25 protein-coding genes and 5 pseudogenes are annotated in these 25,070 nt (G+C 40.5%); 21 read left to right on the forward strand and 9 right to left on the reverse strand.

The annotated features are described in order from the left end of the window. Positions 1-3: 3 nt before the first annotated feature. Positions 4-1,905 (reverse strand): transglycosylase domain-containing protein, encoded by a 1,902-nt coding sequence (locus WAX46_RS05435; protein ID WP_226567413.1) that lies wholly within the window; start codon positions 1,903-1,905, stop codon positions 4-6. Between the two features lie 66 nt (positions 1,906-1,971). After that, entirely contained in the window at positions 1,972-3,150 is a 1,179-nt protein-coding gene (locus WAX46_RS05440) for an MFS transporter (protein WP_264188667.1), read from the reverse strand. Positions 3,151-3,365: 215 nt separating this feature from the next. On the opposite strand from WAX46_RS05440, the gene kapD reads away from it, so the two are divergent. Then, complete coding sequence (kapD, locus tag WAX46_RS05445) at positions 3,366-3,983, forward strand: 3'-5' exonuclease KapD (RefSeq protein ID WP_226567412.1); 618 nt, start codon at positions 3,366-3,368, stop codon at positions 3,981-3,983. On the opposite strand, the gene WAX46_RS05450 is transcribed toward kapD, so the two are convergent. Next, positions 3,980-4,372, reverse strand: coding sequence for a kinase-associated lipoprotein B (locus tag WAX46_RS05450; protein ID WP_226567411.1), 393 nt, complete (start codon positions 4,370-4,372; stop codon positions 3,980-3,982). The genes kapD and WAX46_RS05450 overlap by 4 nt on opposite strands. A gap of 90 nt (positions 4,373-4,462) precedes the next feature. Here WAX46_RS05450 and WAX46_RS05455 point away from each other — a divergent pair, with 90 nt between their 5' ends. Beyond that, a complete protein-coding gene (locus WAX46_RS05455; protein ID WP_226567410.1) occupies positions 4,463-4,642 on the forward strand; it encodes a hypothetical protein in 180 nt (59 codons plus the stop codon). Here the strand turns inward: WAX46_RS05455 and WAX46_RS05460 are convergent, their stop codons facing one another. Continuing rightward, positions 4,643-5,935, reverse strand: a complete 1,293-nt coding sequence (locus WAX46_RS05460) for an ATP-binding protein (RefSeq protein WP_336493460.1) — start codon at positions 5,933-5,935, stop codon at positions 4,643-4,645. A gap of 132 nt (positions 5,936-6,067) precedes the next feature. Beyond that, a complete protein-coding gene (locus WAX46_RS05465) occupies positions 6,068-7,243 on the reverse strand; it encodes a MalY/PatB family protein (RefSeq protein ID WP_336493461.1) in 1,176 nt (391 codons plus the stop codon). 83 nt (positions 7,244-7,326) lie between these two features. Here WAX46_RS05465 and WAX46_RS05470 point away from each other — a divergent pair, with 83 nt between their 5' ends. Further along, entirely contained in the window at positions 7,327-7,587 is a 261-nt protein-coding gene (locus WAX46_RS05470) for a DUF1871 family protein (protein ID WP_336493462.1), read from the forward strand. Here WAX46_RS05470 and WAX46_RS05475 read toward each other — a convergent pair. Further along, complete coding sequence (locus tag WAX46_RS05475; RefSeq protein WP_376776414.1) at positions 7,584-8,408, reverse strand: alpha/beta fold hydrolase; 825 nt, start codon at positions 8,406-8,408, stop codon at positions 7,584-7,586. The genes WAX46_RS05470 and WAX46_RS05475 overlap by 4 nt on opposite strands. Positions 8,409-8,585: 177 nt before the next feature. On the opposite strand from WAX46_RS05475, the gene WAX46_RS05480 reads away from it, so the two are divergent. The 3 genes from WAX46_RS05480 to yugI all read left to right on the forward strand — a co-directional run bounded on the left by WAX46_RS05480 (position 8,586) and on the right by yugI (position 10,870). Then, on the forward strand, positions 8,586-9,086 hold the full coding sequence (locus WAX46_RS05480) for an Lrp/AsnC family transcriptional regulator (RefSeq protein WP_226567405.1): 501 nt from the start codon (positions 8,586-8,588) through the stop codon (positions 9,084-9,086). Beyond that, a complete protein-coding gene (locus tag WAX46_RS05485) occupies positions 9,087-10,280 on the forward strand; it encodes an aminotransferase (protein WP_336493463.1) in 1,194 nt (397 codons plus the stop codon). 197 nt (positions 10,281-10,477) lie between these two features. After that, a complete protein-coding gene (yugI, locus tag WAX46_RS05490) occupies positions 10,478-10,870 on the forward strand; it encodes a S1 domain-containing post-transcriptional regulator GSP13 (RefSeq protein ID WP_226567403.1) in 393 nt (130 codons plus the stop codon). A 65-nt stretch (positions 10,871-10,935) separates the two neighbouring features. Here yugI and WAX46_RS05495 read toward each other — a convergent pair whose 3' ends face one another. Then, a complete protein-coding gene (locus WAX46_RS05495; protein ID WP_226567402.1) occupies positions 10,936-11,169 on the reverse strand; it encodes a DUF378 domain-containing protein in 234 nt (77 codons plus the stop codon). A 127-nt stretch (positions 11,170-11,296) separates the two neighbouring features. Between WAX46_RS05495 and WAX46_RS05500 the strand changes: the two are divergent. From WAX46_RS05500 to WAX46_RS05545, 10 genes and pseudogenes are all read left to right on the forward strand, one after another. Further along, a pseudogene (locus tag WAX46_RS05500) lies at positions 11,297-11,455 on the forward strand (NADH-dependent alcohol dehydrogenase); the annotation flags it as partial. 321 nt (positions 11,456-11,776) lie between these two features. Next, a complete protein-coding gene (locus tag WAX46_RS05505; protein ID WP_226567401.1) occupies positions 11,777-13,132 on the forward strand; it encodes a glucose-6-phosphate isomerase in 1,356 nt (451 codons plus the stop codon). A gap of 132 nt (positions 13,133-13,264) precedes the next feature. Then, entirely contained in the window at positions 13,265-13,468 is a 204-nt protein-coding gene (locus WAX46_RS05510) for a hypothetical protein (protein ID WP_226567400.1), read from the forward strand. A 44-nt stretch (positions 13,469-13,512) separates the two neighbouring features. Beyond that, positions 13,513-13,914: a YugN-like family protein gene (locus tag WAX46_RS05515; protein WP_226567399.1), complete on the forward strand. Its 402-nt coding sequence runs from the start codon at positions 13,513-13,515 to the stop codon at positions 13,912-13,914. Between the two features lie 532 nt (positions 13,915-14,446). After that, entirely contained in the window at positions 14,447-14,671 is a 225-nt protein-coding gene (locus tag WAX46_RS05520; protein ID WP_226567397.1) for a hypothetical protein, read from the forward strand. Between the two features lie 78 nt (positions 14,672-14,749). Next, positions 14,750-15,427 (forward strand): zinc metallopeptidase, encoded by a 678-nt coding sequence (locus tag WAX46_RS05525; RefSeq protein ID WP_226567396.1) that lies wholly within the window; start codon positions 14,750-14,752, stop codon positions 15,425-15,427. Positions 15,428-15,475: 48 nt separating this feature from the next. Continuing rightward, complete coding sequence (locus WAX46_RS05530; RefSeq protein WP_226567395.1) at positions 15,476-16,768, forward strand: hemolysin family protein; 1,293 nt, start codon at positions 15,476-15,478, stop codon at positions 16,766-16,768. Between the two features lie 137 nt (positions 16,769-16,905). Further along, on the forward strand, positions 16,906-17,268 hold the full coding sequence (locus tag WAX46_RS05535; protein WP_336493464.1) for a secondary thiamine-phosphate synthase enzyme YjbQ: 363 nt from the start codon (positions 16,906-16,908) through the stop codon (positions 17,266-17,268). Between the two features lie 16 nt (positions 17,269-17,284). Further along, positions 17,285-18,316 carry an NAD(P)H-dependent flavin oxidoreductase gene (locus tag WAX46_RS05540; RefSeq protein WP_336493465.1) on the forward strand — a complete coding sequence of 344 codons (1,032 nt, stop codon included), beginning with the start codon at positions 17,285-17,287 and terminating at the stop codon, positions 18,314-18,316. 24 nt (positions 18,317-18,340) lie between these two features. Next, on the forward strand, positions 18,341-18,589 hold the full coding sequence (locus WAX46_RS05545) for a hypothetical protein (RefSeq protein WP_336493466.1): 249 nt from the start codon (positions 18,341-18,343) through the stop codon (positions 18,587-18,589). Positions 18,590-18,610: 21 nt separating this feature from the next. Here WAX46_RS05545 and WAX46_RS05550 read toward each other — a convergent pair whose 3' ends face one another. Continuing rightward, entirely contained in the window at positions 18,611-19,351 is a 741-nt protein-coding gene (locus WAX46_RS05550; RefSeq protein WP_336493467.1) for a protein-glutamine gamma-glutamyltransferase, read from the reverse strand. A gap of 178 nt (positions 19,352-19,529) precedes the next feature. Here WAX46_RS05550 and WAX46_RS15760 point away from each other — a divergent pair. From WAX46_RS15760 to tlpB, 5 genes and pseudogenes are all read left to right on the forward strand, one after another. Next, a pseudogene (locus WAX46_RS15760) lies at positions 19,530-19,736 on the forward strand (hypothetical protein); the annotation flags it as partial. A gap of 205 nt (positions 19,737-19,941) precedes the next feature. After that, positions 19,942-20,832: pseudogene (locus WAX46_RS15765) on the forward strand (HAMP domain-containing protein); the annotation flags it as partial. After that, positions 20,827-21,777 (forward strand): methyl-accepting chemotaxis protein, encoded by a 951-nt coding sequence (locus WAX46_RS15770; RefSeq protein WP_376776419.1) that lies wholly within the window; start codon positions 20,827-20,829, stop codon positions 21,775-21,777. The pseudogene WAX46_RS15765 and the gene WAX46_RS15770, both read left to right, overlap by 6 nt. 203 nt (positions 21,778-21,980) lie before the next feature. Next, positions 21,981-22,338: pseudogene (locus WAX46_RS05565) on the forward strand (IS3 family transposase); the annotation flags it as partial. Between the two features lie 113 nt (positions 22,339-22,451). Further along, positions 22,452-24,440, forward strand: a complete 1,989-nt coding sequence (tlpB, locus tag WAX46_RS05570; RefSeq protein WP_336493469.1) for a methyl-accepting chemotaxis protein TlpB — start codon at positions 22,452-22,454, stop codon at positions 24,438-24,440. A 194-nt stretch (positions 24,441-24,634) separates the two neighbouring features. On the opposite strand, the pseudogene WAX46_RS05575 reads toward tlpB, so the two are convergent. Further along, positions 24,635-24,801: pseudogene (locus WAX46_RS05575) on the reverse strand (Gfo/Idh/MocA family oxidoreductase); the annotation flags it as partial. Between the last annotated feature and the right edge of the window lie 269 nt (positions 24,802-25,070).

Here is a 25,070-nt window from a genome sequence, read left to right on the forward strand (position 1 = left end):
TGTTTATCTGGCGTATTGCATTGTATTTTTCCAAATACGTAAGTGCGGGCTTGAGCTATAAATGGATTCAACCGTGCCTTTATCTCTTCCGACCCATACACCCATTGTGTATTGATCGGTTAATCCAACAAACCAAATGTCTTTGTAGTCATTGGATGTTCCAGTTTTACCGCCGATGTAAGGAGAATTGAAATTCGCTTTTTTCCCTGTTCCACTTTTCACAACGGAGGCAAGCAGTTTACGCATGGTTTCATTTGTACGTTGAGAATACACTTGCTTCGGCGATTCCTTCCACTTGTAAAGGGTTTTGCCGTTTAAGTCTGTGACCTTTGTGATCGAATGACTTTGCGTGTAGGAACCTTGATTGCCAAAGACGGTATACGCATCTGTCATTTCTAGCGGTGAGAAGCCTTTCGTAAATCCTCCAAGTGCAGAAGGAAGGCGATAATCATCTGCTACAATATGTTCGAATGAGAACTTTTCCAAGTAGCTAAACCCTTTTTTGACACCTACAGTATCCAGCATTCGGATCGCAGGGGTATTGTAAGAATTCTTAAAGGCTGTTTCAAGTGTCACTGTTCCATAGGTTTTATGGTTATAGTTTTGTGGACAGTATCCGCTGCTGCAAAACTTTTCGGCACTAATGGTACTCGAAGCCGTTGCACCGGTTTGATCAATATAAGGACCATAATCTAAAAGTGGTTTAATGGCAGATCCAGGCTGCCTTTTCGCTTGATAGGCATAGTTGAAATCAAACTTTTTATAGTTTTTCCCGCCAGCAAGAGCGACAATTTGATGGATTTCATGGTTAATGACCGCTGATCCGCCTTCCACACCTTGGTAAGGCAATTGAGCATTTAGTTGATAGACGGCTTTTTGCTGTAAGGTAGGATCAAGTGCTGTATAAATCTTCACACCATCCTGGAGCAAGGAACTGACCTTTTCAGTTAATTCCTTTTGAATGGCTTTTTCCGCCCCTGCTGTTTTGGCCTTCTTCAATCGTTTTGTAAAGCCTTCCTGATCAGACACAAGATCGGTAAATTCCTCATTGGCATATGTCACATAATCAGGGTAAAGGTTTTTCTTTTCACTTAAGGACAAGCTGATTTTTTCTTTGACGGCCTTTGTGTATTGCTTCTTGGTGATAACACCATCTTTTTCCAAAATACCGAGCAGCCGTTCTTGGCGTTTCTTTGTATGCTTGAATTGTTTCAATGGGTCATACAGTGATGGATTGTTTGGAATAGCAGAAATAAATGCCATCTGTGCCAGTGACAAAGAACTAAGCGGCTTATCAAAATAGTAATGAGCCGCAGAACCCACACCGTAAACACCGTTACTGAAATAAATCGTATTTAAATAGCTTTCGAGAATTTCATCTTTTGTGAATTTCCGCTCTAGTTCATAGGAATAGAGTAGCTCTGTAAACTTTCGGCTGAACGAACGTTCATGGCTTAAATATAAATTGCGAGATAACTGCTGTGTGATGGTACTCGCTCCTTGACTAATGCCGTGGTTTTTAACATTTGCGGCAAGAGCACGAACAACCCCCATAAAGTCAATGCCTTTATGGTCATAAAAGTTGTGATCCTCTGAGCGGAGGAACAGCTCCTTCACAGGATCAGGAATGTTGTCGTATTTTACAAAAACACGATTCTCATCGTTTGAAACGATCTCGGAGATAAGAGAACCATCTCGATCATACATATAACTGTTTTGGGAAAAATCTATCTTTTCCAGCTTGATTTTTTGATCAAGCACTTCGTTAACAGGTTTTACGCTTGCGGCTTCTTCCTTGGATAGATAAAAAGTCAGAACAAATATCGGGATGAGGGCAACAAGTAATAACCAACCAATGATTGCACGAAACATGAGGTCACTCACTTTCTTCAGATTTCTAGCCATATCGTACCATTCTTTTGCGGATACGAGAAGGTTATTTTTAGAAAAGAATGGGCGTGAAGCCTATCATCAGATACTCCTTTCTTTTGCCTTTGAATGTGAGCGAACCGCCCATAAAAATAATGCCCCGAAAAGGAAAATCCCGGCGGTGACATAAAAGACAGTTGGAATCCCGTAATGACTCGCCACAATCCCGCCAATGACTGGACCGACGACATTTCCGAGAAAACGGAAGCTGACATTGTAACCGAGTACTTCTCCTTGCATAGAAGCAGGAGCTTTGATGCGAATATACGCCGTCGTACATGGAATAATCCCGCCTAGTGCCATCCCATAAAGAAAACGGAAAATGACTAACATGCCATAGGAAGCTGCCAGCGCTTGCGGGATGAATAAAATGGAGGAAAGGATGAGAAGAGCCAGCAGCACCTTATCATGCCCGATTCGATCTCCAAGATCTCCCCATTTTCGCGTAAAAAGCAAATTCCCAAGTCCTGTTGCGGAAAACGCCAGACCCGCATAAAAGGCGAGATTGACGGGGCCGTGTAAATCATGAATGTACAAAGCCAAAAGTGGCTGAATACTAAAGTTGCCCACTTGCGTAATAAACGTTAAAAGCATCGTGACCACAAGCAAAGGCTGTTTGAAAATATGAACGAGTACATCCTTCCGTGAGTAAGAGACGCGCTTTGCTTCTTTTGATCGGATGGGCTGTTCTTTTACACCGAAGATAATCACGATAGCCGACACATAAATGACAGCGGCTGTTAAGAAAAACGTATAAATGAAGCCGACGCTGTCTGCCATGAAGCCTCCCATTAATGGACCGAACAATCCTCCAGCGACATTACTCATCTGCATCGTTCCAAGGGTTTTTCCAGCGGTTGCCTTCTCAGTTTGAGCAGAGATGAGTGCCATTGAAGTAGAGATGAAGCCTGTCACAAGCCCCATAAAGAGCCGCAATGCAAATAGCTGATAAACGGTTTGAACAAGCCCCATTAATAGAATACTTGTCGCAATGCCAATGCCGTTAATGAGCAAAATCTTTTTATAGCCATGCCGGTCCCCAATCCGTCCCCAAATAGGAGAAATCAGAAAGGCCGTTAAAAACGTCACCCCAAAGACATAGCCGCTCCATCTTTGGACAAATTCATTTGAATAGCTGCTATCAAGAGATTCTATGTATAGTGATAAGAAAGGGACGATCATTGTAATGCTGGCAGATACAAAAAAGTTCACAAACCACATGATGTACAAGTTTTTCTTCCTGTTTGTGATAGAGACCACCTTCTTTATTTATTTCGTGTTCCTAATTATAAAGGAAAATAAACGATCTTTCATCTGATGAATAGGTTTGGGCATAGTGAATCTGCATTATTTTCACAAAAATGAAGTGATTTCAAAGTCGGTCTTAATATAATGGTATCAGGATGAAAAATAGATGAGAAAGTGGGGTGAGACGAGTGGAACAGAAGACGCTGCTTGTGGTTGATTTTGAATTTACAATGCCTGATGGAAAATATCATCCTCAAAATTTTTTCCCTGAAATCATTGAGGCTGGTGTAGTGAAGGCAACGAGTGAAACCGTCATTGATACCTTCTCAAGTTACATTAAACCGAAAAAGTTCCCGAAGCTGACGAAGCGCTGTAAATCGTTTCTCGGAATTACGCAGCAGGATGTAGAGAGCGGGATATCGTTTGAGGCATTTATTGAAACGCTGATGTCACTTGATGGGGAAGAAGACTGTGAGATTATCACTTGGGGAAATATGGACATGAAGGTGCTAAAGCAAAACTGTATGCTCAATCATATTGCCTTTCCTTTTAAGGGGAAGCTGCGGGATCTCGCTTTTGAATATAAAATCTTTTTTGGTGACAGAACATTTACAGGGCTTCGAAAAGCGGCGAGGGAGTACGGCAGTGAAGGAGCTGGTAAGCATCATAAAGCACTAGATGATGCCATGACCACTTATCAGCTTTTAACCCTTTTTGAAAAAGACAGAGCCTATATAGAGAATCCTCAAACAACCAAAATTGGTGAACTCATCGATTTCTCACACTTTTTTGAATCGACAGATTAGCAGGTGTCTTCTGGAAAATAATCCTTTTCAAGAGAAGATAGGCACACTCTGGATTTTTCAGCCCATTTGGAATCATCCGCACGGAGCGTTTGTTTTAATTTTTCTACGGCTTCTTTTAGTGATACTTGATAATCTGGTATACCGCTATCATAAGGCTTTACCATATGATGAGGGATATTCGTCTGTTCACGATAGGCCAAAGCCCGTCTTTCTTGGAAAAAAGGCACGTCTGCTTCTTTTGGATGATGCAAGTCGCCTTGAGTGGGATGTGTCAGAACGGCTTTTACTTGAACGAGATAGGCCGATGGTTTCACTGCTGTCACTTCCCCAACGTAAACACCTGTTTTATAAAATCCTTTCACAACTTGTCCAATTTGAATGTCTGTCATGTGAAATTCCTCCATTTCCTTCTCGCAGGAAGGTATTTCATTTCTTTTAGCCAATATAGTGAAGTAAACGAGCAAAAGGGGGAATGGCGAATGCTGTCGTTCATCGCACTCTTTCTACTGTATTTTCCTGAAGATAAAAGGGAGTACATCCCAGCGGCAATTACCACATTGCTTTTCTTTATTGCTGCATTTATTTGTTTTCGTCTAATCGTTCGTGCTTCTAAGAAGCAGGAGCAGAAAGATGAAAATAGGACAAAAAAAATGGATTGATTATTTTCTTCTTGTATCTTCAGGAAACTTCACGGTGACCGTTGTACCAGACTGCAGCGCGCTTTTGAAACGAATGGTTCCATGGTGATTTTCAATGATGGAAAAAGTCACTGTCAGCCCAAGTCCAGTTCCTTTATTTTTCAAGGTGTAATAAGGTTCCCCAAGCTTTTTCATTTGGGTTTCTGTCATCCCTACACCGTTATCGACGAAATAAAGGCATATTTTATGATTTTCTTTTGAAGCAAAAAGTTCAATTTTTCCTTCGTGTTCGGGTGCTGCTTCAATCGCATTTTTGATTAAATTAATCATGACTTGTTTGATCTTCGTTTCATCACCTTGAATGGATAGGTCTGGTTCAATGGATTGATGAATCGTGACCGATTTAAAATTAGCATAGGATGTCATCAATGATGCACATTCCTCGAGCAATTTGGATAGATTGAGAGATCCGATTTGATAATAGTTTTGTTTCGCAATATCAAGATAACTCGTGATAATGTCCTGCGCGCGGTCTAACTCCGAAAGAACGAGATGTTTGTAATCTTCATTGGTCGACGGCTCTTTCTTATTTTCACTCGAAAAGAGCAATTGAATAAACCCTCTCACGACTGTAAGCGGATTGCGGACTTCATGGGCGACGCTTGCAGCGAGTTCACTCACGATGGTCAGCTTTTCGGATTGGACGAGCTGTGTCCTCATTTGCGCATTTTCTTTAACGAATTCAATGGAATAGATACTTAGCTCAAGAAAAAATATGTAGTAAAGTGTTGAGAAAAATAACTCAATGAACTTTTGCTGCATAATAAATGCTGGGCTATACTCGATTAAGCTGACCATAAGCAGTCCAATGTAAATAAAGGTTCCTTTCGATAGACCGATGAGTACCCCGTATATTAGCTTTTTCAACTTAGAATATTGACGCCATTTCCGGTAAAACAGGAAAGGAATGAAAAAGTAAATCGGTACAACGATGAGTCCAACCCATAAGAAAGAGCCATACATCACGAATTTCACAATTGAGCTTATTAAGATTGCCACGATTCCAACTGTGTATCCTCCGTATAAAATGGCAAGGACAAGGGGAATCGATTGAAGCCCAGTCTGCAAATCTAAAATCGAATCAACTGGATACATAATACATAGTGCTGAAGAAATGGATGCAAATATTGTGATGAGCAGTTTATTCGTTTTAGGGGAATGAGCAGGGGACCGGCTTAGCCATAGCGCATGATATAAAAAAATTGGAAATAGAATAAAAGATAAATGGAGCAGAAAATCCTTGAACATTTCCATTTAAATGCTCTCCTCGTAAATAATTGTAATTCCTCTCATTATATCATTTCATGTACAAAGTAGATATGAGAAAAGGAGGGTTTTTTCTTTAAAAAGAACACCCGCTAGGATGTTCTTTTTAAAGAATTGGTATTATTCGGCTGATAGAGTGAAAGCTTGATGAAGGCGTTTCAGACCTTCCTTCACCGTTGAAGCAGGACAACCGAGATTGATCCGAATAAAGCCGTCTCCTTCATGCCCGTACACGTGTCCAAGCTCTAATATGACTTTCCCTTTTTTTAGCAAATTTCGTTTCAATTCTGCTTGACTGAATTCATAATCGCGAGTGTCGAGCCACAATAAATAAGAAGCATCTGGTTTCATATAGCGCATATCCGGAAGATGTTCGTCAATATAGTCCATTGCCATTTTCATATTGTTTTCGAGATAAAGAACAAGTGAATCAAGCCACTCATCTCCATGACGATACGCTGCTTCCATCGCAGGAATCGCAAATGCGTTTAGTTTGGAAAGCCCGTTTCTTTGTAATTCATTGGTGAAAAGAGTTCTTTTTTCTTCATCAGAAATGATAATGGCAGATGCCTGAAGCCCAGCTAAATTAAATGTTTTACTCGGTGCAATACAGGTGACCGTGATGCTTGCTATGTCGTCAGAAAGACTAGCGAAAGGCACATGCGGCTTCCCGTCAAGCATCAGATCAGAATGAATCTCATCTGAAATGACTGTTACACCATGCTGCACACATAGATCTCCTACTCGTTTTAATTCTTCGTTTGACCAAGCTCTCCCAGAAGGATTGTGCGGATGACAAAGGAACATCAGCTTCGCTTGTGGTCTGCTTAGTTTTTTCTCTAAATCATCAAAATCCATCATGTAACGGTTGTTTTCTATTATTAGCGGATTGGTTGAAACAAGACGTCCATTTCTCTCAATCATTTGATAAAAAGGCGTGTACACTGGTGACTGAATGACCACTTCATCATTCGGTGCTGTAAAAGCTTGGACAGCAAAGCTAAGTGCTGTCACGATACCTGGTGTGAAGGTAATAGCCTCTGTCTCAATCATCCATCCATGTCTTCTTTTGAGCCAGCCAGCCACTGCCTGCTGCGTATCCTGATCTTGAAATGCATAGCCAAATACGCCATGTTCTAATCGCTCTTTTAATGCATCAAGGACGACCTGGGGCGCTTTAAAATCCATATCCGCTACCCACATCGGCAAAGCATCTGTAGTGAGGAACAAAGACTCTGCTTGATCCCATTTGACTGATTTTGAACCTTTACGTATGATCTGTTCGTTGAAATTCATGAAACCCACCTCTAGTCGTTTTTAATCCTTAGTTGGTTGTGCTAAAATAAACATCACAAAATTTATTATAAGCGGTGATACCGATGAAAGATAGTCAAGCTATAGAAGTGATGATTCAATTCATGAAGGAATGGGACCCTTTTCATTATGGAGAGGACTTTTATGAAACGGAGCCTGCTGACGTCATTCATGCATTATACGACGCAGAGGACCCGGTATCTTTAGCAAAAAAGATTCAAGCCATTTACCATCACTCATTTGAGCAGCTTCTTCCGATAGAGAGCTGTCAAGATATAGCGAATCGGCTTTTTGTCATAAGAGACAGCCGCGCTTGCTCACGCTAAGACAGGCTGAAATTTCCAATTTGATCAGACACAAAGATAGGATTTTCCTCAGGGATGAGGTGCCCGGTTTTTTTTAATGCATGTAAAGTCGAATGCGGTAAATCTTTGTGCAGTCTTTCGCCAACTTGAATAGGAACAATCCGATCTTCCTCGCCCCAAATGAGTAGCACAGGTGTCTCCATTTTCTTCAGCACATCTGACGTCAAATCACCTTCCCGATGCCGCACTAAACGCAAAAGACCTCTGAAGATTTTATCATCAGAAAAAGGCTTTAAGTATCCTTCCACCATCTCTTGATTAATGATGGATTGATCATGGACAACAGCGGTTAAATTGTTCATAATGCCTTGCTTGAAGAGCCTTCTTTTTAGAAATAAATAAAAATAAGGAATATACGTGCTGTAAACAAGAGATCTTTTGGATTTGTTTAAATACCCTGAGCTGCATAAAAGAACCGCTTTTTCAAAAATATCTGGACGTTCAGATGCAGCGTATAAGGCAATCTGTCCGCCCATTGAATGACCAACTAGGATCGCATGCTGAATTTGCAAGTAACCAGCTAGCTCAATAATAATTTTTCCCATGTTGCGATAGCTGTAAATAAAGGTATTAGATTTCTCGGACTGCCCAAATGGAGGCAGGTCTATTGCGATTAAATTGAAGTCCTGTTTGAGAAATGGGATGAGCTTTCGATAGCTGAAGGTAGAAGAGAAGAGGCCGTGAATCAATATCAATGTTTTCTTACCTTTATTTGGATAGTGCTCGTAATAAATATTTAAACCGAATTTACTTTTCATATAAGCTGGCTGAACAATGTCCACACTCATCACTCCGATACTTAGTACTCACTCTCTGTTAGGTGCCTGTATTGTACCCTAAAAAGTGGATTTTAAGCTACGAATAGAATCTTTTCCCTGCTTAGCATATTGGGAAAAACGTGCTATAATGTTCAGAAGATTTTTTAAAACTAGCTTTTACATTCAGAGGTGTGAAATCAAATGAAACTAACAGAAAAAGAAACTGAAATATTAGAGATTTTAGATGAAAACAGCCGTGCCGATTTAAATACAATTGCGAAAATGGCTGGCGTGACAATGGAAGAAGCCCAAGCCATTATTCAAAAACTTGAAGATCAAAAAGTCATTATTGATTATTCCACGATGATTGACTGGCGTAAAGTCGATGGTCATGAAGGAGTCACAGCGATGATTGATGTGAAAGTGACACCGAAAAGAGGCGTTGGCTTTGATGATATTGCTAAACGAATTTACAGGTTTCAGGAAGTTGAGTCCGTGTATTTAATGTCAGGTGTATATGATTTATCTGTTGTGATCCGAGGGAGATCTATGTCTGATATTGCTCGCTTCGTATCTGAAAAATTATCAACGCTTGATTCCGTTGTTTCAACAACTACCCACTTCATTTTGAAAAGATATAAACATGATGGGAAAGTGTTTGAAACAGGGGACGATGACAAAAGAATCGTGGTGTCTCCTTAAATGAAAAAGTCTTATTTATCTGACACGGTACAAAGTATCCAGCCGTCAGGTATTCGGAAATTCTTTGATTTGGCAGCCACAATGAAAGGGGTCATCTCCCTTGGTGTTGGCGAACCCGATTTCGTGACAGCTTGGAATGTCAGAGAAGCAAGCATTATGTCATTAGAACAAGGACTTACCTCTTATACGGCGAATGCAGGTCTGTTATCTTTGCGAAAAGAACTGAGTCACTATTTATATAAGCGATTTCACATTGATTACAGTTCAGAAGATGAACTGATCATTACAGTTGGCGGAAGCCAGGCCCTTGATTTGGCCTTTCGTGCGATTTTAAACAGTGGCGATGAAGTGATCATTCCAGAGCCTTGTTTTGTAGCATATGGGGCTTTGACGACACTTGCAGGCGGGGTGCCTGTTTATTTAAGTACATCGGCTGAAAAAGATTTCAAAGCGGATTCTGCTGATCTTCGCAAGAAGCTCACGCCGAAGACAAAAGCCATCTTGCTATGCTCTCCGTCAAACCCAACAGGGTCTGTATATTCAAAGGAAGAGCTCGAAGATATTGCCCAGTTTGCAAAAGAGCATGACCTTTTAATCATCACTGATGAAATTTACGCAGAGCTGACGTACGATGAAGCTTTCACAAGCGTTGCGGCGATTCAAGATATGAAGGAAAGAACGATCTTGATTTCAGGCTTTTCAAAAGGGTTTGCCATGACAGGATGGCGCTTAGGGTATGTGGCAGCACCACCTGAACTGTGTGATGCCATGCTGAAAATACATCAATATTCTATGATGTGTGCTCCGGCTATGGCACAATATGCGGCAAAAGAAGCATTAAAAAATGGACTTGAAGATGTAGGGAAAATGAAAAAAAGCTACAGAAGACGCCGTAATTTGTTTGTCGGCTCTCTCAATGAACTTGGTTTGACATGTCATCAGCCAAACGGAGCATTTTACGCCTTCCCATCCATCAAAAGTACCGGTATGACCTCAGAACAATTTGCTGAGGAGCTGCTGCTAAGCGAAAAAGTAGCGGTTGTCCCTGGAAATGTATTCGGTCCAAGTGGTGAAGGTCATATTCGCTGTTCATATGCTTCGTCACTTGATCATCTTCAGAAATCACTTTCAAGAATCCAGCGTTTCTTGCAGGATAGACAAGTGAAAGAAGAAGCACCTGTCATCTTAAAATAAAAAAAGGCATCAATCCATCTGGACTCATGCCTCTCAAATTAGGGGGAATACTAGAAAGCATTCTTGTTTTCAGGTATTCCCCCTTTTGTTATCATCTAAACCTTTTTAAAAAATATTTTGCGTAACTGTCCGTTCTATGATATAGTTTTTAATTGCGTATAAACGAATATTAAAACATTTATTTAGGAGTTGTTATCATGGCGACAAAGTTTGAAGTAGGCAGTGTTTACACTGGTAAAGTAACAGGATTACAAGCGTATGGTGCGTTTGTTGCATTAGATGAAGAAACTCAAGGACTTGTGCATATATCTGAAGTAACACATGGCTTTGTAAAAGACATCAACGAGCACCTTTCAATTGGCGACGAAGTACAAGTAAAAGTTCTTTCTGTTGATGAGAAAGCTGGTAAAATCAGCCTTTCTATTCGTGCAACACAAGAAGCACCTGAAAGAAAAGAAAGCAAACCAAAGAAACAAAGACCACAGCAAGTGAAAGAAGAAGCTGCTGCACCACAAGGTTTCAATACACTTAAAGATAAACTTGAAGAGTGGATTGAGCAATCTAACCGTACAGACTTAATTAAGAAATAAAAAAAGCACCGCTTCAAACGGTGCTTTGGGCTGCCACATGTGGCAGCTTTTTTATGTCTTTTTGTTTAGCGAACTTCTGGATTCGGCTCGTCACGGACAGCTTCTTCACTTGGCTTAAACAATAGACCAAGGTTGACAAGACCTGCAATTCCAACAAGACCATAGATAATACGTGATAATGCAGAACCTTGACCGCCAAAAATCGCTGCTACTAAGTCAAATTGAAAAAAGCCGATTAGTCCCCAGTTAATAGCACCGATAATCGTGAGCACGAGGGCAATACGCTGAATAGCACTCATCGTGATTCCTCCTTTCGCTACAGATCAATACATTTATATTTTGCAGATTTTTAGCCAAACTATGCGTAAGAAAATGGATTTTAAAAAAATTACATGACTTTTGGAATAAATGAGGCGCATAATGTAAAAAGGAGAAGTATCAGTCCCTTCAGATGAACTTAAACACTATGGAAAAAACGTATTACTTGTATATGATGGAGGCAGTATTAAACGAAACGGCCTATATGATCAAGTTGTCAGCATCCTAAAAGAATCTGGAGCTACAATCACTGAGCTTGCGGGTTTGAGTCAACCATACGATTTATGTCTTCTTGAAACCATCTTATTTACACACTTGATCATAATGTGGAACGGTTTAAACTAGGTGAACAAGCCGTTAGCGGATTATGATCGCGGCAGAACAAATGGCATATGGGGGATTTGGAAATTTTATGAAACTATACCTTGATGACATTCTGTCTATTTTGAAAGCTACTTCATAATACGGATTGCCGCTTCTCCTCATGAGAAGCGGCTTTTTGCTGCACCGTGACAATCACTTGATTTCAATAGCTAGTTCCGATAAAGTGAAATGGACAGAACTAACGTAATGGAGGGCTTACAAGCGATGACACATATTCAATTTGACTACTCGAAAGCGTTACCTTTCTTTCAAGAACATGAACTTACATATTTAAAAGATTTTGTGAAGGTAGCCCATCATAATATTCATGAGCAAACGGGTGCAGGCAGTGATTATTTAGGCTGGATTGACTTACCGAAGCAATATGATCATGAAGAATTTGCCCGCATAAAAAAAAGTGCTGAAAAAATTAAGTCTGATTCTGATGTTTTACTCGTTGTTGGAATCGGTGGTTCTTATCTTGGCGCACGTGCAGCAATTGAGTTTTTAAACCATTCTTTCTATAATACTCTGCCAAAAGGCAAACGCAAAACACCGCAAATCATCTTTATTGGAAACAACATCAGTTCTTCTTATTTAACAGATGTAATGGATATGCTAGAAGATGCCGATTTCTCCATTAACGTGATTTCAAAATCTGGTACAACAACAGAACCAGCCATTGCGTTCCGCATCTTTAAAAAGCTCCTTATCGAAAAATATGGTGCTGAAGAAGCGAAAAAACGTATCTATGCGACAACTGACAAGGCACGTGGGGCACTCAAAACATTAGCAACTGAAGAAGGCTATGAATCATTTATCATCCCTGATGATGTCGGCGGACGCTATTCCGTTTTAACAGCAGTTGGTCTGTTGCCAATCGCTGTGAGCGGTGCAGACATTGATCAAATGATGGAAGGTGCTGCGAAAGCAAGCGAAGACTTCGCTTCATCTGAACTCTCAGAAAATGCGGCTTATCAATATGCGGTTGTTCGTAATGTTCTTTACAATAAAGGCCGGACGATTGAAATGCTGATTAACTATGAGCCAGGATTACAATACTTCGCAGAATGGTGGAAGCAGTTATTTGGCGAAAGTGAAGGGAAAGATGAAAAAGGAATCTATCCTTCATCTGCCAACTTCTCAACGGATCTTCATTCACTTGGTCAATATGTACAAGAAGGAAGAAGAGACTTGTTTGAAACCATCGTGAATGTAAACAAGCCTCGACATGAGCTTGTCATCGAAGCAGAAGAACAAGACCTTGATGGCTTGAATTATCTAGCAGGGAAAACGGTGGATTTCGTGAATAAAAAAGCATTTGAAGGAACAATGCTTGCCCATACTGATGGAAAAGTACCGAATCTAATTGTCACGATTCCTGAGATGGATGCTTATACGTTCGGATATCTCGTGTATTTCTTCGAGAAAGCATGTGCGATGTCTGGGTATTTACTAGGTGTCAATCCATTCGATCAGCCTGGAGTAGAAGCGTATAAAGTGAATATGTTTGCTTTATTAGGAAAACCGGGCTTTGAAGAGAAAAAGGCAGAGCTTGAGAGCCGTCTAAAACAATCATAAGAACAAAAAAAGCACATCTTTTGGGGTCAGTCCCCTTTCATAAGGTGTGCCTTTTTTTTGTTCTCATGGTTTCAGTGCAAGCCTCCCTAATCTCCATACATAGAATAATCAATGGAGGAGGTTGATGAAGCGATGAGAACAAATCATATTTATATCCATGACATTTCCGGGCAGGCGATTGTCAACTTTGGCAATATCGGACGGATATGTCCGATGAGTGCTGTGAAGGGTACGTCAGGTGTAGGGAGCGCTAATGAGAGCCGTACATCATCCGAGAAGAGCTTGATTGATGCCGCTTTTACAAACAATGTGCAAATCAAGAGAGGAGATGTATGAATTCCTATGTTTAACGAACCCTATTACAAAAAGGAGGGTTCCTCATGATTCATGTACCATCCAGGCTAACAGGTGAAAGCTTTTCGCTTTACCATCTAGAAGAAACGATGAAGCCGCTTGGCTATGTCATTAATGGCAATTGGGATTACGACCACGGGTACTTTGATTATAAAATTGATAACCGTGAAGGCTATACCTTTCTCAGAGTTCCATTTACAGCCGAGAAAGGGCAGCTTGATCAGCCAGGCGTTGTAGTAAAAATGGGACATCCATTTCTCTTAAAGCATGTGTATCAAGACAAATTAGATGATTATGCAATGGTTGGAAATGTCGGGGCATCATTTAACCAATTCCAAGAACCAAAAGAGAAGGATGGAGATGTGTCAAAAGCTTATACTGAAATTGGTTTTTCACTTGTCAAGGAATTAGAAGACGCACTGCTTTAACGCGCAATAGCTCGCCCTCTGGATGAAGCTCATTTTCCAAAGGGAGGATTCATCATGGATCCTTCTTTTTTGTACGCCCACAATGATCACATGATGCTCTAAGAAGTGGCGGAGCACTGTTAAGTACGTTTTACCAGCTAATGCGGGGGGGGGGGGGTTGCATCAGACGTATGAATGACTTGGATTGCTCCAGGACGCTCAGCATTTTTCACGTATCTGTCTGTCAAGGTCTCAATTAAACAGTATAATGAAGGATTTAGTCCTTTTGCCACAAGTAAGGTTAAGACACTTTGCATATCTGCTGTGAATTCATGCCGCTTAATTGACCAAAAAAGAGCAGCAAGAAACAAATGAGGATAGCAATGTGAAGATAAGAGGCCACCTTAGTCAAGCGATAAAAATACGGTTTGATTTCATCGAACTCTTCCTTTCAAGGAGACTATGCATGATTGAGAAAACATTTTTTCATCTTCGTCATGTATGAAAACAGATCCCATATCTTAAAATAAGAGAGGAGAAGGAGGGAATTCGAATGTCGTTCGTTCAAAAGACCGTACTTCTTTTTATCGGTGCACACTTTTTATCATCAGCTATGATCTTGCTTGTCTTTGATTTAAATGCTGTGAATCATTTCATGAGTGATTTCTCATGGTTGCGCTTTTTTCAAGATCTGTATGGGACTGTGACATTTTATACAGCATGCTTGGGCATGTTCTTCTTTTTCATTGGCGCTGTCATCCCCCTCAAAAAGACCTAGTGATTTTTGCTGTACACGTTACATAAAACCCATTAAAATTGTAAATAAATATATAAAATTAAAAGGAAGCTGATGAGCATGCTATTTTTTTATTTTTTAACATTTGTCGCATTGGGATTGTCATTTTGGGCACAATTTAAAGTGAAGAACCATTTTGAAAAGTATTCAAAGGTTGAAGCATCCAGTATGAAAACAGGTGCTGAAACCGCTCGATATATTTTAGATCGCAACGGGTTACACGATATACCTGTTGAACCGGTAAGAGGAACTTTGACTGATCATTACGACCCGACGCAGCGTGTGGTTCGTTTATCTGAACCAGTGTATTATGGCCATTCCATTTCGGCCATTTCAGTCGCATCACACGAGGTTGGACATGCCTTGCAGCATCAGGAATCCTATGGTGCGCTTGTCCTGAGACATAAAATCTTCCCTGTTGTGAACTTTGCATCTGGTGTTGCCCCGCTTCTTTTCCTTGGTGGATTATTGCTTGGCAGCCTTAACTTAATCGGGCTTGGGATCATTTTGTTCTCAGCAGCTGTGTTCTTTCAGCTTGTCACATTGCCTGTCGAGTTTAATGCAAGTTCTCGTGCAAAAGATATCATTGTTTCAGAAGGAATCATTAGAAGCAGTGAAGAAAGAGGCGTGAACAAGGTGTTAAATGCTGCAGCTCTTACGTATGTAGCAGCAGCACTTGTCTCGCTGTTTGAATTGCTTCGTTTTGTAATGATCTTCCTAAATGGCCGTAATAATTAATTAACGCCAGAGGAGGTGAGCCCTTACCAATATTAGGTGAGGGTTTTTTTGTATATTTTAAACGTATTTTTAGTCATATTACTCATTGCTGCGACAGCATTTTTTGTTGTCACTGAATTTGCGATTGTGAAAATTAGAGGGTCCAAAATCAATCAGTTGATCGAAAGCGGTGATAAGAGAGCCATCCATGTTCAAAAGCTGACATCGAATCTTGATGAATATCTATCCGCCTGTCAGCTCGGTATCACCATCACGGCATTAGGCTTAGGGTGGTTAGGAGAACCGACGGTGGAGCATTTTTTGCATCCGCTTTTCGAAAAATTAGAACTTCATTCCGCATTGACAGACATCTTATCTTTTATCATCGCATTTGTGATCATTACGTTTTTGCATGTGGTCGTTGGAGAGCTGGCGCCCAAAACGATTGCCATTCAAAAGGCAGAGGCCGTTAGTCTTGTGACTGCAAAACCACTCATTTTCTTTTATAAAATCATGTACCCGTTCATTAAAGCATTAAATGGCGCTGCGCGAGGAATCGTGAAATTATTTGGTTTTCATTCTGTCAAAGAACATGAAATGGCGATCAGTGAGGAAGAGTTGCGTCTTATTTTGTCTGAAAGCTATGAGAAGGGAGAGATCAACCAATCTGAATACAAATATGTGAATAAAATATTTGTATTTGATAACCGAGTGGCGAGAGAGATCATGATTCCTCGCACAGAAATCTCAGCTATTGACATTGAACAGACGCTTGAGGATGTCACCCATTTTATGCTGAACGAAAGGTACACACGTTACCCTGTCATTAAAGAAGACAAAGATCATGTGATTGGTCTCATCAATAGCAAAGATGTGTTCAAGGCGAGCTTTTTAAATCAAGATGTGACGATTGAAGACTTAATGCGTCCGGTCATTCGGGTGATTGAAAGCACTCCTATTCAAGAATTGCTCATTTTGATGCAAAAGGAACGAATTCATATGTCGGTGCTAGTAGACGAATATGGAGGAACAGCCGGACTTGTCACAGTAGAGGACATATTAGAGGAAATTGTGGGCGAAATTCGAGACGAATATGATCAAGATGAAACCCCTCACATCGTCAAAAAAGGTGATTTCCACTATGTAATGGATGGGAAAGCCTTGATTGATGAGGTGAATGATTTATTGGATTTAGCCATTGAGAATGATGATGTTGATACAATTGCCGGCTGGATGATGACGCATAAATTTGATTTTGAGATTGGAGATACGATTGAAGCAGAAGGCTGTGAATTTACCATCATAGATGCAGAAGATCACCATATTCGAACCATTGAAATCAAAAAGGTTCATTTCTCCTAAAAACCTCGTAGCGCTTGACGAGGTTTTTTTGCTTGGTAAAATTTAGGTAAGACAAAGATTTCTTCGGATAGGCAGAGATTTGTTTCACATAAAAAGGGTATGGTTTTATAGAAACGACAAAAGGAGTCGCTGATGACATGATCGACGTCACACACGAGGTTCATCAATATATCAAGGAAACAGGAATTCAGAACGGGACTGTTATTGTCTACTGTCCACATACGACAGCAGGGATCACGATTAATGAAAATGCAGACCCAGATGTGAAACGAGATATGCTCCGCCGGCTTGACGAAATTTTTCTGTGGGAACATCCGAAGGACCGCCATATGGAAGGAAATACAGCAGCACACATGAAAGCGAGTTATATGGGGGCGTCTCAGCATGTTCTCATCCATGATGGTGATCTCGTGCTTGGCACGTGGCAAGGAATCTATTTCTGTGAGTTTGACGGACCGAGACATCGGCATTTTTTTGTACAAGTGTCATCAAATGAATAAGAAATGGGGGAAATAAATGGGGGATATCACGACATTATTGCAAATCGAACATGGAATCATCCAAGCGCCAATGGCCGGAGGAGCTGTGACACCGCATCTGGCAGCCACTGTTTCACAGTACGGGGGACTTGGCAGCTTGGCAAGTGGGTATGTGCAGCCTGACAAAATGAGGCAGCAAATGAAGCAGGTCAAACAGCTGACACCCCGCCAGTTTCAGGTCAATGTGTTTGTTCCAGAGCCAATTTCTGAACCCAAAAAAGAAGACGTAGCGTTTTGGGAAAAGCGGCTGCCTGCATATCCGTCAGCTGATCGTATGCCAAGCGAAGAAGCATTGTGGGATGATTTTGAACAGAAAATCAACATTCTTCTGGAAGAAGAAGTACCGGTCGTTTCCTTTACTTTCGCTTGTCCAAACGAACAAACCATTCAACGCTTCAAACAAAAGGGGATTCTTTTAATTGGAACCGCCACAACAAAAGAGGAGGCACTTCTTTTAGAGGAGAAAGGAATGGATGCCATTGTTCTGCAAGGAAGCGAAGCAGGGGGACATCGTGGTACCTTTTTACCTTCAAAAGGAGATGCCCTCTTGGGACTTTTTAGTCTGATTACCGACGTCAAGCCGCTCTGCCGAGTACCATTGATTGCTGCAGGCGGGATCACAGATCGAGCAGGAGTGAAAGCCGCTCTAGCGCTTGGAGCGGATGCGGTTCAAATCGGCACAAGATTTTTAGCCAGCCAGGAAAGTGCAGCAGCAGACGTATACAAAAAGGCGATTTTACAGGCGGAAAGCAGTGAAACCAAGATCACAAGACTTTTTTCAGGGAAAAGAGCAAGAGGAATTGTGAACGAATGGATGGAGGAAGAAAGAAAAAATGAAGATAGGGTCCTTCCTTATCCAGTTCAGCATGTATGGACGACACCGATGCGAAAAGCCGCTACTGCCGCAGGAAACCCTGATCAAATGGCTCTTTGGGCAGGACAGGGTGTTGGCCGTATTCACTCCATTTTAACCGTTGAAGAGATTATGCACGAACTGACACGCATATAAAATCATACTGGGTGGTGTGAAAGGATGGACATCTTAAAACATTCATACCGTAAAAAAGGACAAATTGAATTTTGGTTTGATGAATTCCCACACTCTCCTGCCGTCCTTACGCCCATTCGACACTACTATTTTGTTCGTTACGTAAAATGGAGCGAGCACGATCCGCCAGTCACTAGAAAAGACTTAGAAAAAATGGAGATCCTTGCGAACACGATGCTTGGCACGCTGCAAGATTATCATAAACGCAAGGCATACAAAAGCCCCTTGTCATAACCAATAGACAAGAGGCTTTTTTTAGCTACCAAACATCTGCCTAAGATAAATGACATCCATCCGGGTAGTCTGGGGCAGTAAATAAGCGGACTGAACAGCACCTGGCCGCCTTCTGCTGTTTAATTTGTCGATAATTTCTGCGGCAGTTAAAATGCCAAGCCCATGCCCGTAATATTGATCTTCTCCTAAGTAAATGACATTTTCCCCACGCCATTGGGACTGCTGATAACTAAACTCCGGATTTTCGAAATATAAACAATCCCCATAAATAAAGTCATTTCCCCGTTCTGTATAAATAGACAGTGTATCATAATGCCAGTCATACAAAGTTAAACTACGAAGCCTTCGATTGAACTTCTCGTCTCCTACCGTTTGCAGTACCCCCATATAAAACACAATGACAATCGCAGTCGCACATTCAAAAGCATATTTTGAGCCATTTTCAAAAATGTCCTTAATCCCTGTAGATGGTTCGACTTGATAGCGTAGTTCTAGTGCCCCTACCTCTGATACACGCCAAAATGCCTCATTTGCACGAGATCGTTGAAAGATGGCAAATGAAACACCACTTTTATGCAAATCTCTTGCCGCATTCATGATGTTCGATCGTAAGGTCACCTCAAACAACAAATCAGATGCTTGCCTATAGCGGAACGTATCATTTGAGGCTTGTAGCTGCATCAAAATGATCCGCTTTTGCCCCTCTAGCTGAAACGATGCCAGCTGATCATTTGTCACTGGCTGTCCGGAAAGGATAATCATATGAAAAGCGCCCCCTTTTTTATTAGCGTATGCGTGATGCTTGGGCAAGGAATCAATTAAAAAAAGGCAGCAGAAGGCATGTCGAAAAAGCTCTCCCAGTTAAACGATACAGCAATTAACAATTAACCTATCGAGCGGTTCAAAGCTTATTTCACAAGCGAAGCAGGAAATGCGCCAAGTCTCAAGAGAAAGCGAAGCGAGTATTCAAGACATTGCTGCCTCTGCTGAAGAAAAGTGGGCATCTATGGAAGAAATTACATCACCTTTTGTTACACTTGCAAATATGGCCGAAGAACTAAAAGAGCTAACAAGTCAATTTAAATCGATGAAAAAATATCCAGCATTAACTGGGTATTTTTTTAAAAACGTCATTTCTAGCCTCTAAAAATATATCTTTCATCCGATAATAACTTTAGAGAAGGGGGAAAGAGAAAATGGGAAAAATGATCCAATGGTTCAAAAAACCATCCATTTCAAAAAAATTAATCATTGCCTTTTTGGTAGTCCTTATTCTGCCAACTGTAACACTGACAATTAGTGCATTTTTTACATCAAAGACAGAGCTGGACAAACAGATTATGGGCAGTGCTATGAGCCAAGTCAATACATTTGATAAATTAATTAATGAAAGTATTGGAAACCATGTAGAGGCTGTTACACTGTTTACAGTTTCTCTAAAAGCTTCTAATCTTCAAGAAAAAAATAGAAATGCGACTATTAAAGAATTGCAGCAATATGGGAAAATTAATGAAAAAGATGTAGCTGCTATCTATGCAGGTTCTGAAAAGGGATTGTTCATGCAATACCCAGTTCAAAAAATGCCTGATGGCTATGACCCGAGAGAGCGTCCATGGTATCAAGAGGCAATGAGTGCTGAAAATGGCAAGCAAGTCATCACAAAGCCTTACGTAGCAGCATCCACAGGCAAAATGGTGATCACCATTGCCCAAAAAATGGAAGATGGATCAGGTGTGATCGGGCTTGATATGGAAATTGACAGCCTGAATAAAAAATTAAAAGAAATCAAAATTGGGCATAAAGGCTACGCCTTTATCATGGAGAAGGATAAAACCGTTCTGGCAGATCCAACCCAAAAAACAGGGAGTCAAGTAAATGAAAGTTTGGCGAATATTATTTATCAAAACAAGGAGGGAAGCGGCAGTTATACGATTAAAGGAACTGATAAAAAGGTTGCGTATGTGACCAATGAATTAACAGGGTGGAAAATCGGTGGAACGATGCTCGTATCAGAAGTCAAAGATGCAGCAAAGCCAGTATTCCATACAGCCATTATCGTGTTCAGTGTGACACTTATTGTAGCAGGAACCCTCATCTTCTTTATCGTCCGCTCAATATCAAAGAGATTATCCAATCTTGCCAGTTTCTCGAAAAAGGTCAGTAATGGTGATTTGCGTGATAAGCTACAGATCCAATCAGATGACGAAATTGGACAAGTTGGTAAAGACTTTAATACGATGATTGACTCATTAAGATCCCTCATTGGTGCCGTTCAAACCTCAGTCGAAAATGTCGCTTCTTCATCAGAAGAACTGACCGCCAGTGCAGGACAAACAAGTAAAGCAACAGAGCATATTACATTAGCCATTGAACAATTCTCCAGCGGAAATGAAAGTCAAAATGATAAAGTGGAATCCAGCTCAGTTGAGTTAGAGGAAATGAATAGAGGACTTCAGCATATGAATGAATCTGCTGAATCGATTACCGCTTCATCGATCAAATCGACAGATATCGCAGGAGAAGGAGAACAGCTTGTTGAAAAAACCGCTTCTCAAATGAATGTCATAGATCAATCAGTGAAAAAAGCAGAGAATGTCATAAGCGCTCTGGAAAGTAAATCAAAAGACATTGCTCAAATTCTCGGTGTCATCAATGGTATCGCCGATCAAACGAATTTACTTGCGCTAAATGCAGCGATAGAAGCAGCAAGAGCTGGGGAATCCGGACGAGGTTTCTCCGTTGTAGCAGAGGAAGTGAGAAAACTTGCTGTTCAATCAGCAAACTCGGCGAAAGAAATAGAGAATTTGATCAAAGAAATCGTTCAAGACATTGATGTATCACAGGAAGTCTTCACTGCGGTGAATCGAGAAGTCCAATCAGGCTTAAGCTTCACTGAACAAACGAGAGTAAGCTTCCACAATATTTTCGAAATGACAAAAGAAATTTCAGATCAGCTCCAAACAATGAACCAAACGGTTGTCCAGCTTTCAAAAGGCTCTGCACATGTTTCAGAGGCTGTTCGTGAGATCGCAGAGGTATCTCGTGAAAGCTCAGCAAATATCCAAGACATTGCCGCTTCAGCAGAGGAACAACTGGCATCAATGGAAGAAATCAGCTCATCCTCTGCCACACTTTCTTCAATGGCAGAAGAATTACGTGATTTGATTAGCAAATTTAAGGTGGAATAGACACGCAAAAAAGAGCCTCCGCCGATGAAGTGCACCCCAAATGTTAGACACAATCTAACATTTGGAGGTGCTTTTCTTTTGACTAAATCAAAGGAATTGCAAAACATATTGGTGTGCACAAAAGTATACTTCAATATTGGGTGAGAAAGTATCAATATATAATTAGACGTACTTGACTATATAAATGAGCATGGGAAGTATAGCCCATATTAGATCTATTTAATGGTGAAATCATTACCTATACAATCGGTCAAGACCTATTGATTCCCTCGCCTCAACGATGCTTCATCAGGCATTCAACCGATTAGATGAGGAAGAGAAACCGATGATACATTCCGATCAAGTGTGGCATGACCAATATAGACACCCCTTAATAAGCGTGGAATAACACAGAGTATGTCCCGAAAAGGCAACTGCTATTATAACGCAGTTATAGAGAGCTTCTTCGGCATCTTAAAGACTTGAGCAATATATTGATTACTACAATTAACACGAATAAAGACAAAACTAAAAGTCATGAGTCCGATACAATATCGAACTCATAACTCGAAAGCTGTCTAATAAAAACCCATTTTGATGTTCAGTGCTGTTATACTTTAATAAGTTAAAAAAGTAAACAACCTAGTAGTTCTTCCGATAAATATACTATCTTACTAAAAGGAGTTTTCTTTTTTATGAAATTCATACAGTATTTCAAAAAGCCTTCTATTTCAAAAAAGCTCGTATTCTCTTTCTTATTTATTCTGTTATGCCCAATTATTGTATTGGCATACTCTTCATATCATGCTGCAAGCACTTCCTTAAATGATCAAATCTTGCAAAGTGCAAAGGAAAACGTTGAGCAGCTAGATAAAAATGTTACGAAGGTTGTGAAAGTGAAAACAGACGCAGCCGCTTTCTTTAGTCAATGGATCACGGAGAAAAAGCTCAAGCAAAAGGGAACAACTGAAATTCAAGGCCGCTTTGAGCAATTCATGAGTATGAATGATGACATAGAAGGTATCTTTGTCGCTTCAAATGATGGCAAAGTGTTTTCAAGATATCCTAATAAAAAAATGCCGGCTGACTATGTCGCAACTGAACGAGATTGGTATAAAGATGGCTGGGACAAAAACGGTGAACTGTCTGTTTCAGCTCCGTATCCAACCGCCTCAACCAGTACTCTTGTTGTAACCATTTCTAAGAAGCTTGAGGACGGCTCTGGTGTTATCGCGATGAACCTAGATATTGCGAATCTAGTGAAAGAATCAAATAGTATTAACATTGGTAAAAAAGGCTATGCATTTATTGGAAGTCTCGATCGTACCTATGTTGCCCATCCAACGAAAAAAGCTGGCACAAAATTATCTGGTGAATGGTTAGAAAAGCTCTATTCACAAGATCAAGGATCCATGAGTTATATGTTTGAAGGAAAAGAAAAACAAATGGAGTTTACTACAAACAAGGCGACTGGCTGGAAGATTGTCGGTACGATGTTTGTAAGTGAAGTAAAAGATGCCGCACAGCCTGTCTATAACATGGCCGCTATTATTTTGGTTGGCACCCTCATCATTGGCGGTATTCTCATCTTCTTTATCATTCGTTCAATTACAAAACCACTTTTTATGCTTGTCTCCTCTTCGAAGAAGATCAGCGAGGGAGATTTAACAGAAAAAATTGATGTCCGGTCAAAAGATGAAATTGGCCAGCTCGGCACAAGCTTTAATGAAATGAGTGAGTCACTGCATAATGTCATTCAAGCTGTACAGACATCTGTTGAGAACGTGGCCTCATCGTCTGAAGAACTAACGGCAAGTGCAGGTCAAACAACAAAAGCAACAGAACATATTACATCATCCATTGAAACATTCTCGAACGGTAACGAAAATCAAAGTGAAATGGTCGAGCAAAGTGCAAACCATTTGAAACAAATGAACGAAGGTCTAAATGAAGTCGCTCAAACCTCTGATGTCATCACAGTTTCATCTGCTCAATCAAAAACAGTAGCAGAAACAGGCGGACAGCTTGTAGAGCAAACAGTTGGTCAAATGAAAACAATTGATCATTCAGTGAAAGAGGCTGAAGGTGTGATCAACGGACTAGAGCATAAATCAAAAGATATCACAAACATCTTAGGCGTTATTAACGGCATTGCCGATCAAACGAATTTACTTGCACTAAATGCAGCCATCGAAGCAGCACGTGCAGGCGAGTCAGGTAGAGGCTTCTCGGTTGTAGCAGAGGAAGTACGTAAACTTGCAGTTCAATCATCGGATTCAGCAAAAGAGATTGAAAAGCTCGTGAAAGAAATTGTATCTGAAATTGAAACGTCTCAAAGCATGTTCAAATCTGTGAATGAAGAAGTGAAAAATGGTCTTTCTATTACAGATCAAACGAAAGAAAGCTTCTCACAAATTAACCATCAAACAGCGGAAATCGCAACAAGAATGAATGAAATGAATACAACCGTACGCGAGCTTTCAAAAGGATCAGAGCAGATTTCTAAAGCAGTAAATGAAATTGCAAATGTGTCTAGAGAGAGTTCAGCAAGTATTCAAGATATAGCGGCATCTGCTGAAGAGCAGCTTGCATCAATGGAAGAGATTAGTTCCTCTTCTACGACTCTTTCCCAAATGGCTGAAGAGCTGCGTGATTTAATTAAAAAATTCAAGATCAATCAATAATTGTGAAAGTGGTTCTCCTCAAGGGGAACCGCTTTTCTTTTTAAGAGATGATCTCGTACAATAGAGGTAATCGGAAGAAAAGGAGAGATGTTATGCGATTATCAGATAAAAAGGTCATTGCGTTTGTCAGTGATGATTTGAAGATTTAGAACTATGGTATATACTGAATCAAACGCGTCACTATATTCTATTTAATGTAAGTTTGTAAGACCGTTTCAATTCCGTATTTTTCGACAAATGCCTGTCCCTTTTCAGTGGATCGAGAATAGAAGGCTGTACAAGTAAAATCTGAAATTCCCTCTCCGGCCTGTAAGAATCGATCTGTAATCCAGTTCGTTCCGATGACAGCAAATCGAATCATGTCAATCCCTTCTTCTGCTTTCTCTGATTATACATGCTTTGAAAGCGTTTGGATGAAGGAATATTGTTTTTATTGAAAAGCGGATGAAACCTTTATCTAGGCTGATGCGTCTTACATAAAGTATTTAAATGTACGAAAAGCGGGTAGTTTCTTCCTTCATTCGGGTAATACTCAGAAAGAAGGGAGAGAAGGGATTCCATTTTCAGGTCAAGAGAGCACAGAACAAGCAGTGCTATGGATAAGGCTGATTGTACAGCCGATTCTGATGA

This window comes from Bacillus sp. FJAT-53060, assembly GCF_037104745.1.
In the GTDB taxonomy this organism is placed as follows: Bacteria; Bacillota; Bacilli; order Bacillales; family Bacillaceae; genus Bacillus; species Bacillus stratosphericus_B.

Excerpts from the sequence above, each read along its gene's own strand:
- WAX46_RS05525 (WP_226567396.1), top strand. The coding sequence starts at position 14,750 with ATGCTATTTTTTTATTTTTTAACATTTGTCGCATTGGGATTGTCATTT.
- WAX46_RS05485 (WP_336493463.1), top strand. The coding sequence starts at position 9,087 with ATGAAAAAGTCTTATTTATCTGACACGGTACAAAGTATCCAGCCGTCA.
- WAX46_RS05535 (WP_336493464.1), top strand. The coding sequence starts at position 16,906 with ATGATCGACGTCACACACGAGGTTCATCAATATATCAAGGAAACAGGA.
- WAX46_RS05520 (WP_226567397.1), top strand. The coding sequence starts at position 14,447 with ATGTCGTTCGTTCAAAAGACCGTACTTCTTTTTATCGGTGCACACTTT.
- WAX46_RS05505 (WP_226567401.1), top strand. The coding sequence starts at position 11,777 with ATGACACATATTCAATTTGACTACTCGAAAGCGTTACCTTTCTTTCAA.
- WAX46_RS05510 (WP_226567400.1), top strand. The coding sequence starts at position 13,265 with ATGAGAACAAATCATATTTATATCCATGACATTTCCGGGCAGGCGATT.
- WAX46_RS05465 (WP_336493461.1), bottom strand. The coding sequence starts at position 7,243 with ATGAATTTCAACGAACAGATCATACGTAAAGGTTCAAAATCAGTCAAA.
- WAX46_RS05440 (WP_264188667.1), bottom strand. The coding sequence starts at position 3,150 with ATGTGGTTTGTGAACTTTTTTGTATCTGCCAGCATTACAATGATCGTC.
- WAX46_RS15770 (WP_376776419.1), top strand. The coding sequence starts at position 20,827 with ATGATTGACTCATTAAGATCCCTCATTGGTGCCGTTCAAACCTCAGTC.
- WAX46_RS05470 (WP_336493462.1), top strand. The coding sequence starts at position 7,327 with ATGAAAGATAGTCAAGCTATAGAAGTGATGATTCAATTCATGAAGGAA.
- tlpB (WP_336493469.1), top strand. The coding sequence starts at position 22,452 with ATGAAATTCATACAGTATTTCAAAAAGCCTTCTATTTCAAAAAAGCTC.
- WAX46_RS05540 (WP_336493465.1), top strand. The coding sequence starts at position 17,285 with ATGGGGGATATCACGACATTATTGCAAATCGAACATGGAATCATCCAA.
- WAX46_RS05455 (WP_226567410.1), top strand. The coding sequence starts at position 4,463 with ATGCTGTCGTTCATCGCACTCTTTCTACTGTATTTTCCTGAAGATAAA.
- WAX46_RS05480 (WP_226567405.1), top strand. The coding sequence starts at position 8,586 with ATGAAACTAACAGAAAAAGAAACTGAAATATTAGAGATTTTAGATGAA.
- WAX46_RS05435 (WP_226567413.1), bottom strand. The coding sequence starts at position 1,905 with ATGGCTAGAAATCTGAAGAAAGTGAGTGACCTCATGTTTCGTGCAATC.
- WAX46_RS05550 (WP_336493467.1), bottom strand. The coding sequence starts at position 19,351 with ATGATTATCCTTTCCGGACAGCCAGTGACAAATGATCAGCTGGCATCG.
- WAX46_RS05545 (WP_336493466.1), top strand. The coding sequence starts at position 18,341 with ATGGACATCTTAAAACATTCATACCGTAAAAAAGGACAAATTGAATTT.
- yugI (WP_226567403.1), top strand. The coding sequence starts at position 10,478 with ATGGCGACAAAGTTTGAAGTAGGCAGTGTTTACACTGGTAAAGTAACA.
- WAX46_RS05515 (WP_226567399.1), top strand. The coding sequence starts at position 13,513 with ATGATTCATGTACCATCCAGGCTAACAGGTGAAAGCTTTTCGCTTTAC.
- WAX46_RS05460 (WP_336493460.1), bottom strand. The coding sequence starts at position 5,935 with ATGGAAATGTTCAAGGATTTTCTGCTCCATTTATCTTTTATTCTATTT.
- WAX46_RS05495 (WP_226567402.1), bottom strand. The coding sequence starts at position 11,169 with ATGAGTGCTATTCAGCGTATTGCCCTCGTGCTCACGATTATCGGTGCT.
- WAX46_RS05450 (WP_226567411.1), bottom strand. The coding sequence starts at position 4,372 with ATGACAGACATTCAAATTGGACAAGTTGTGAAAGGATTTTATAAAACA.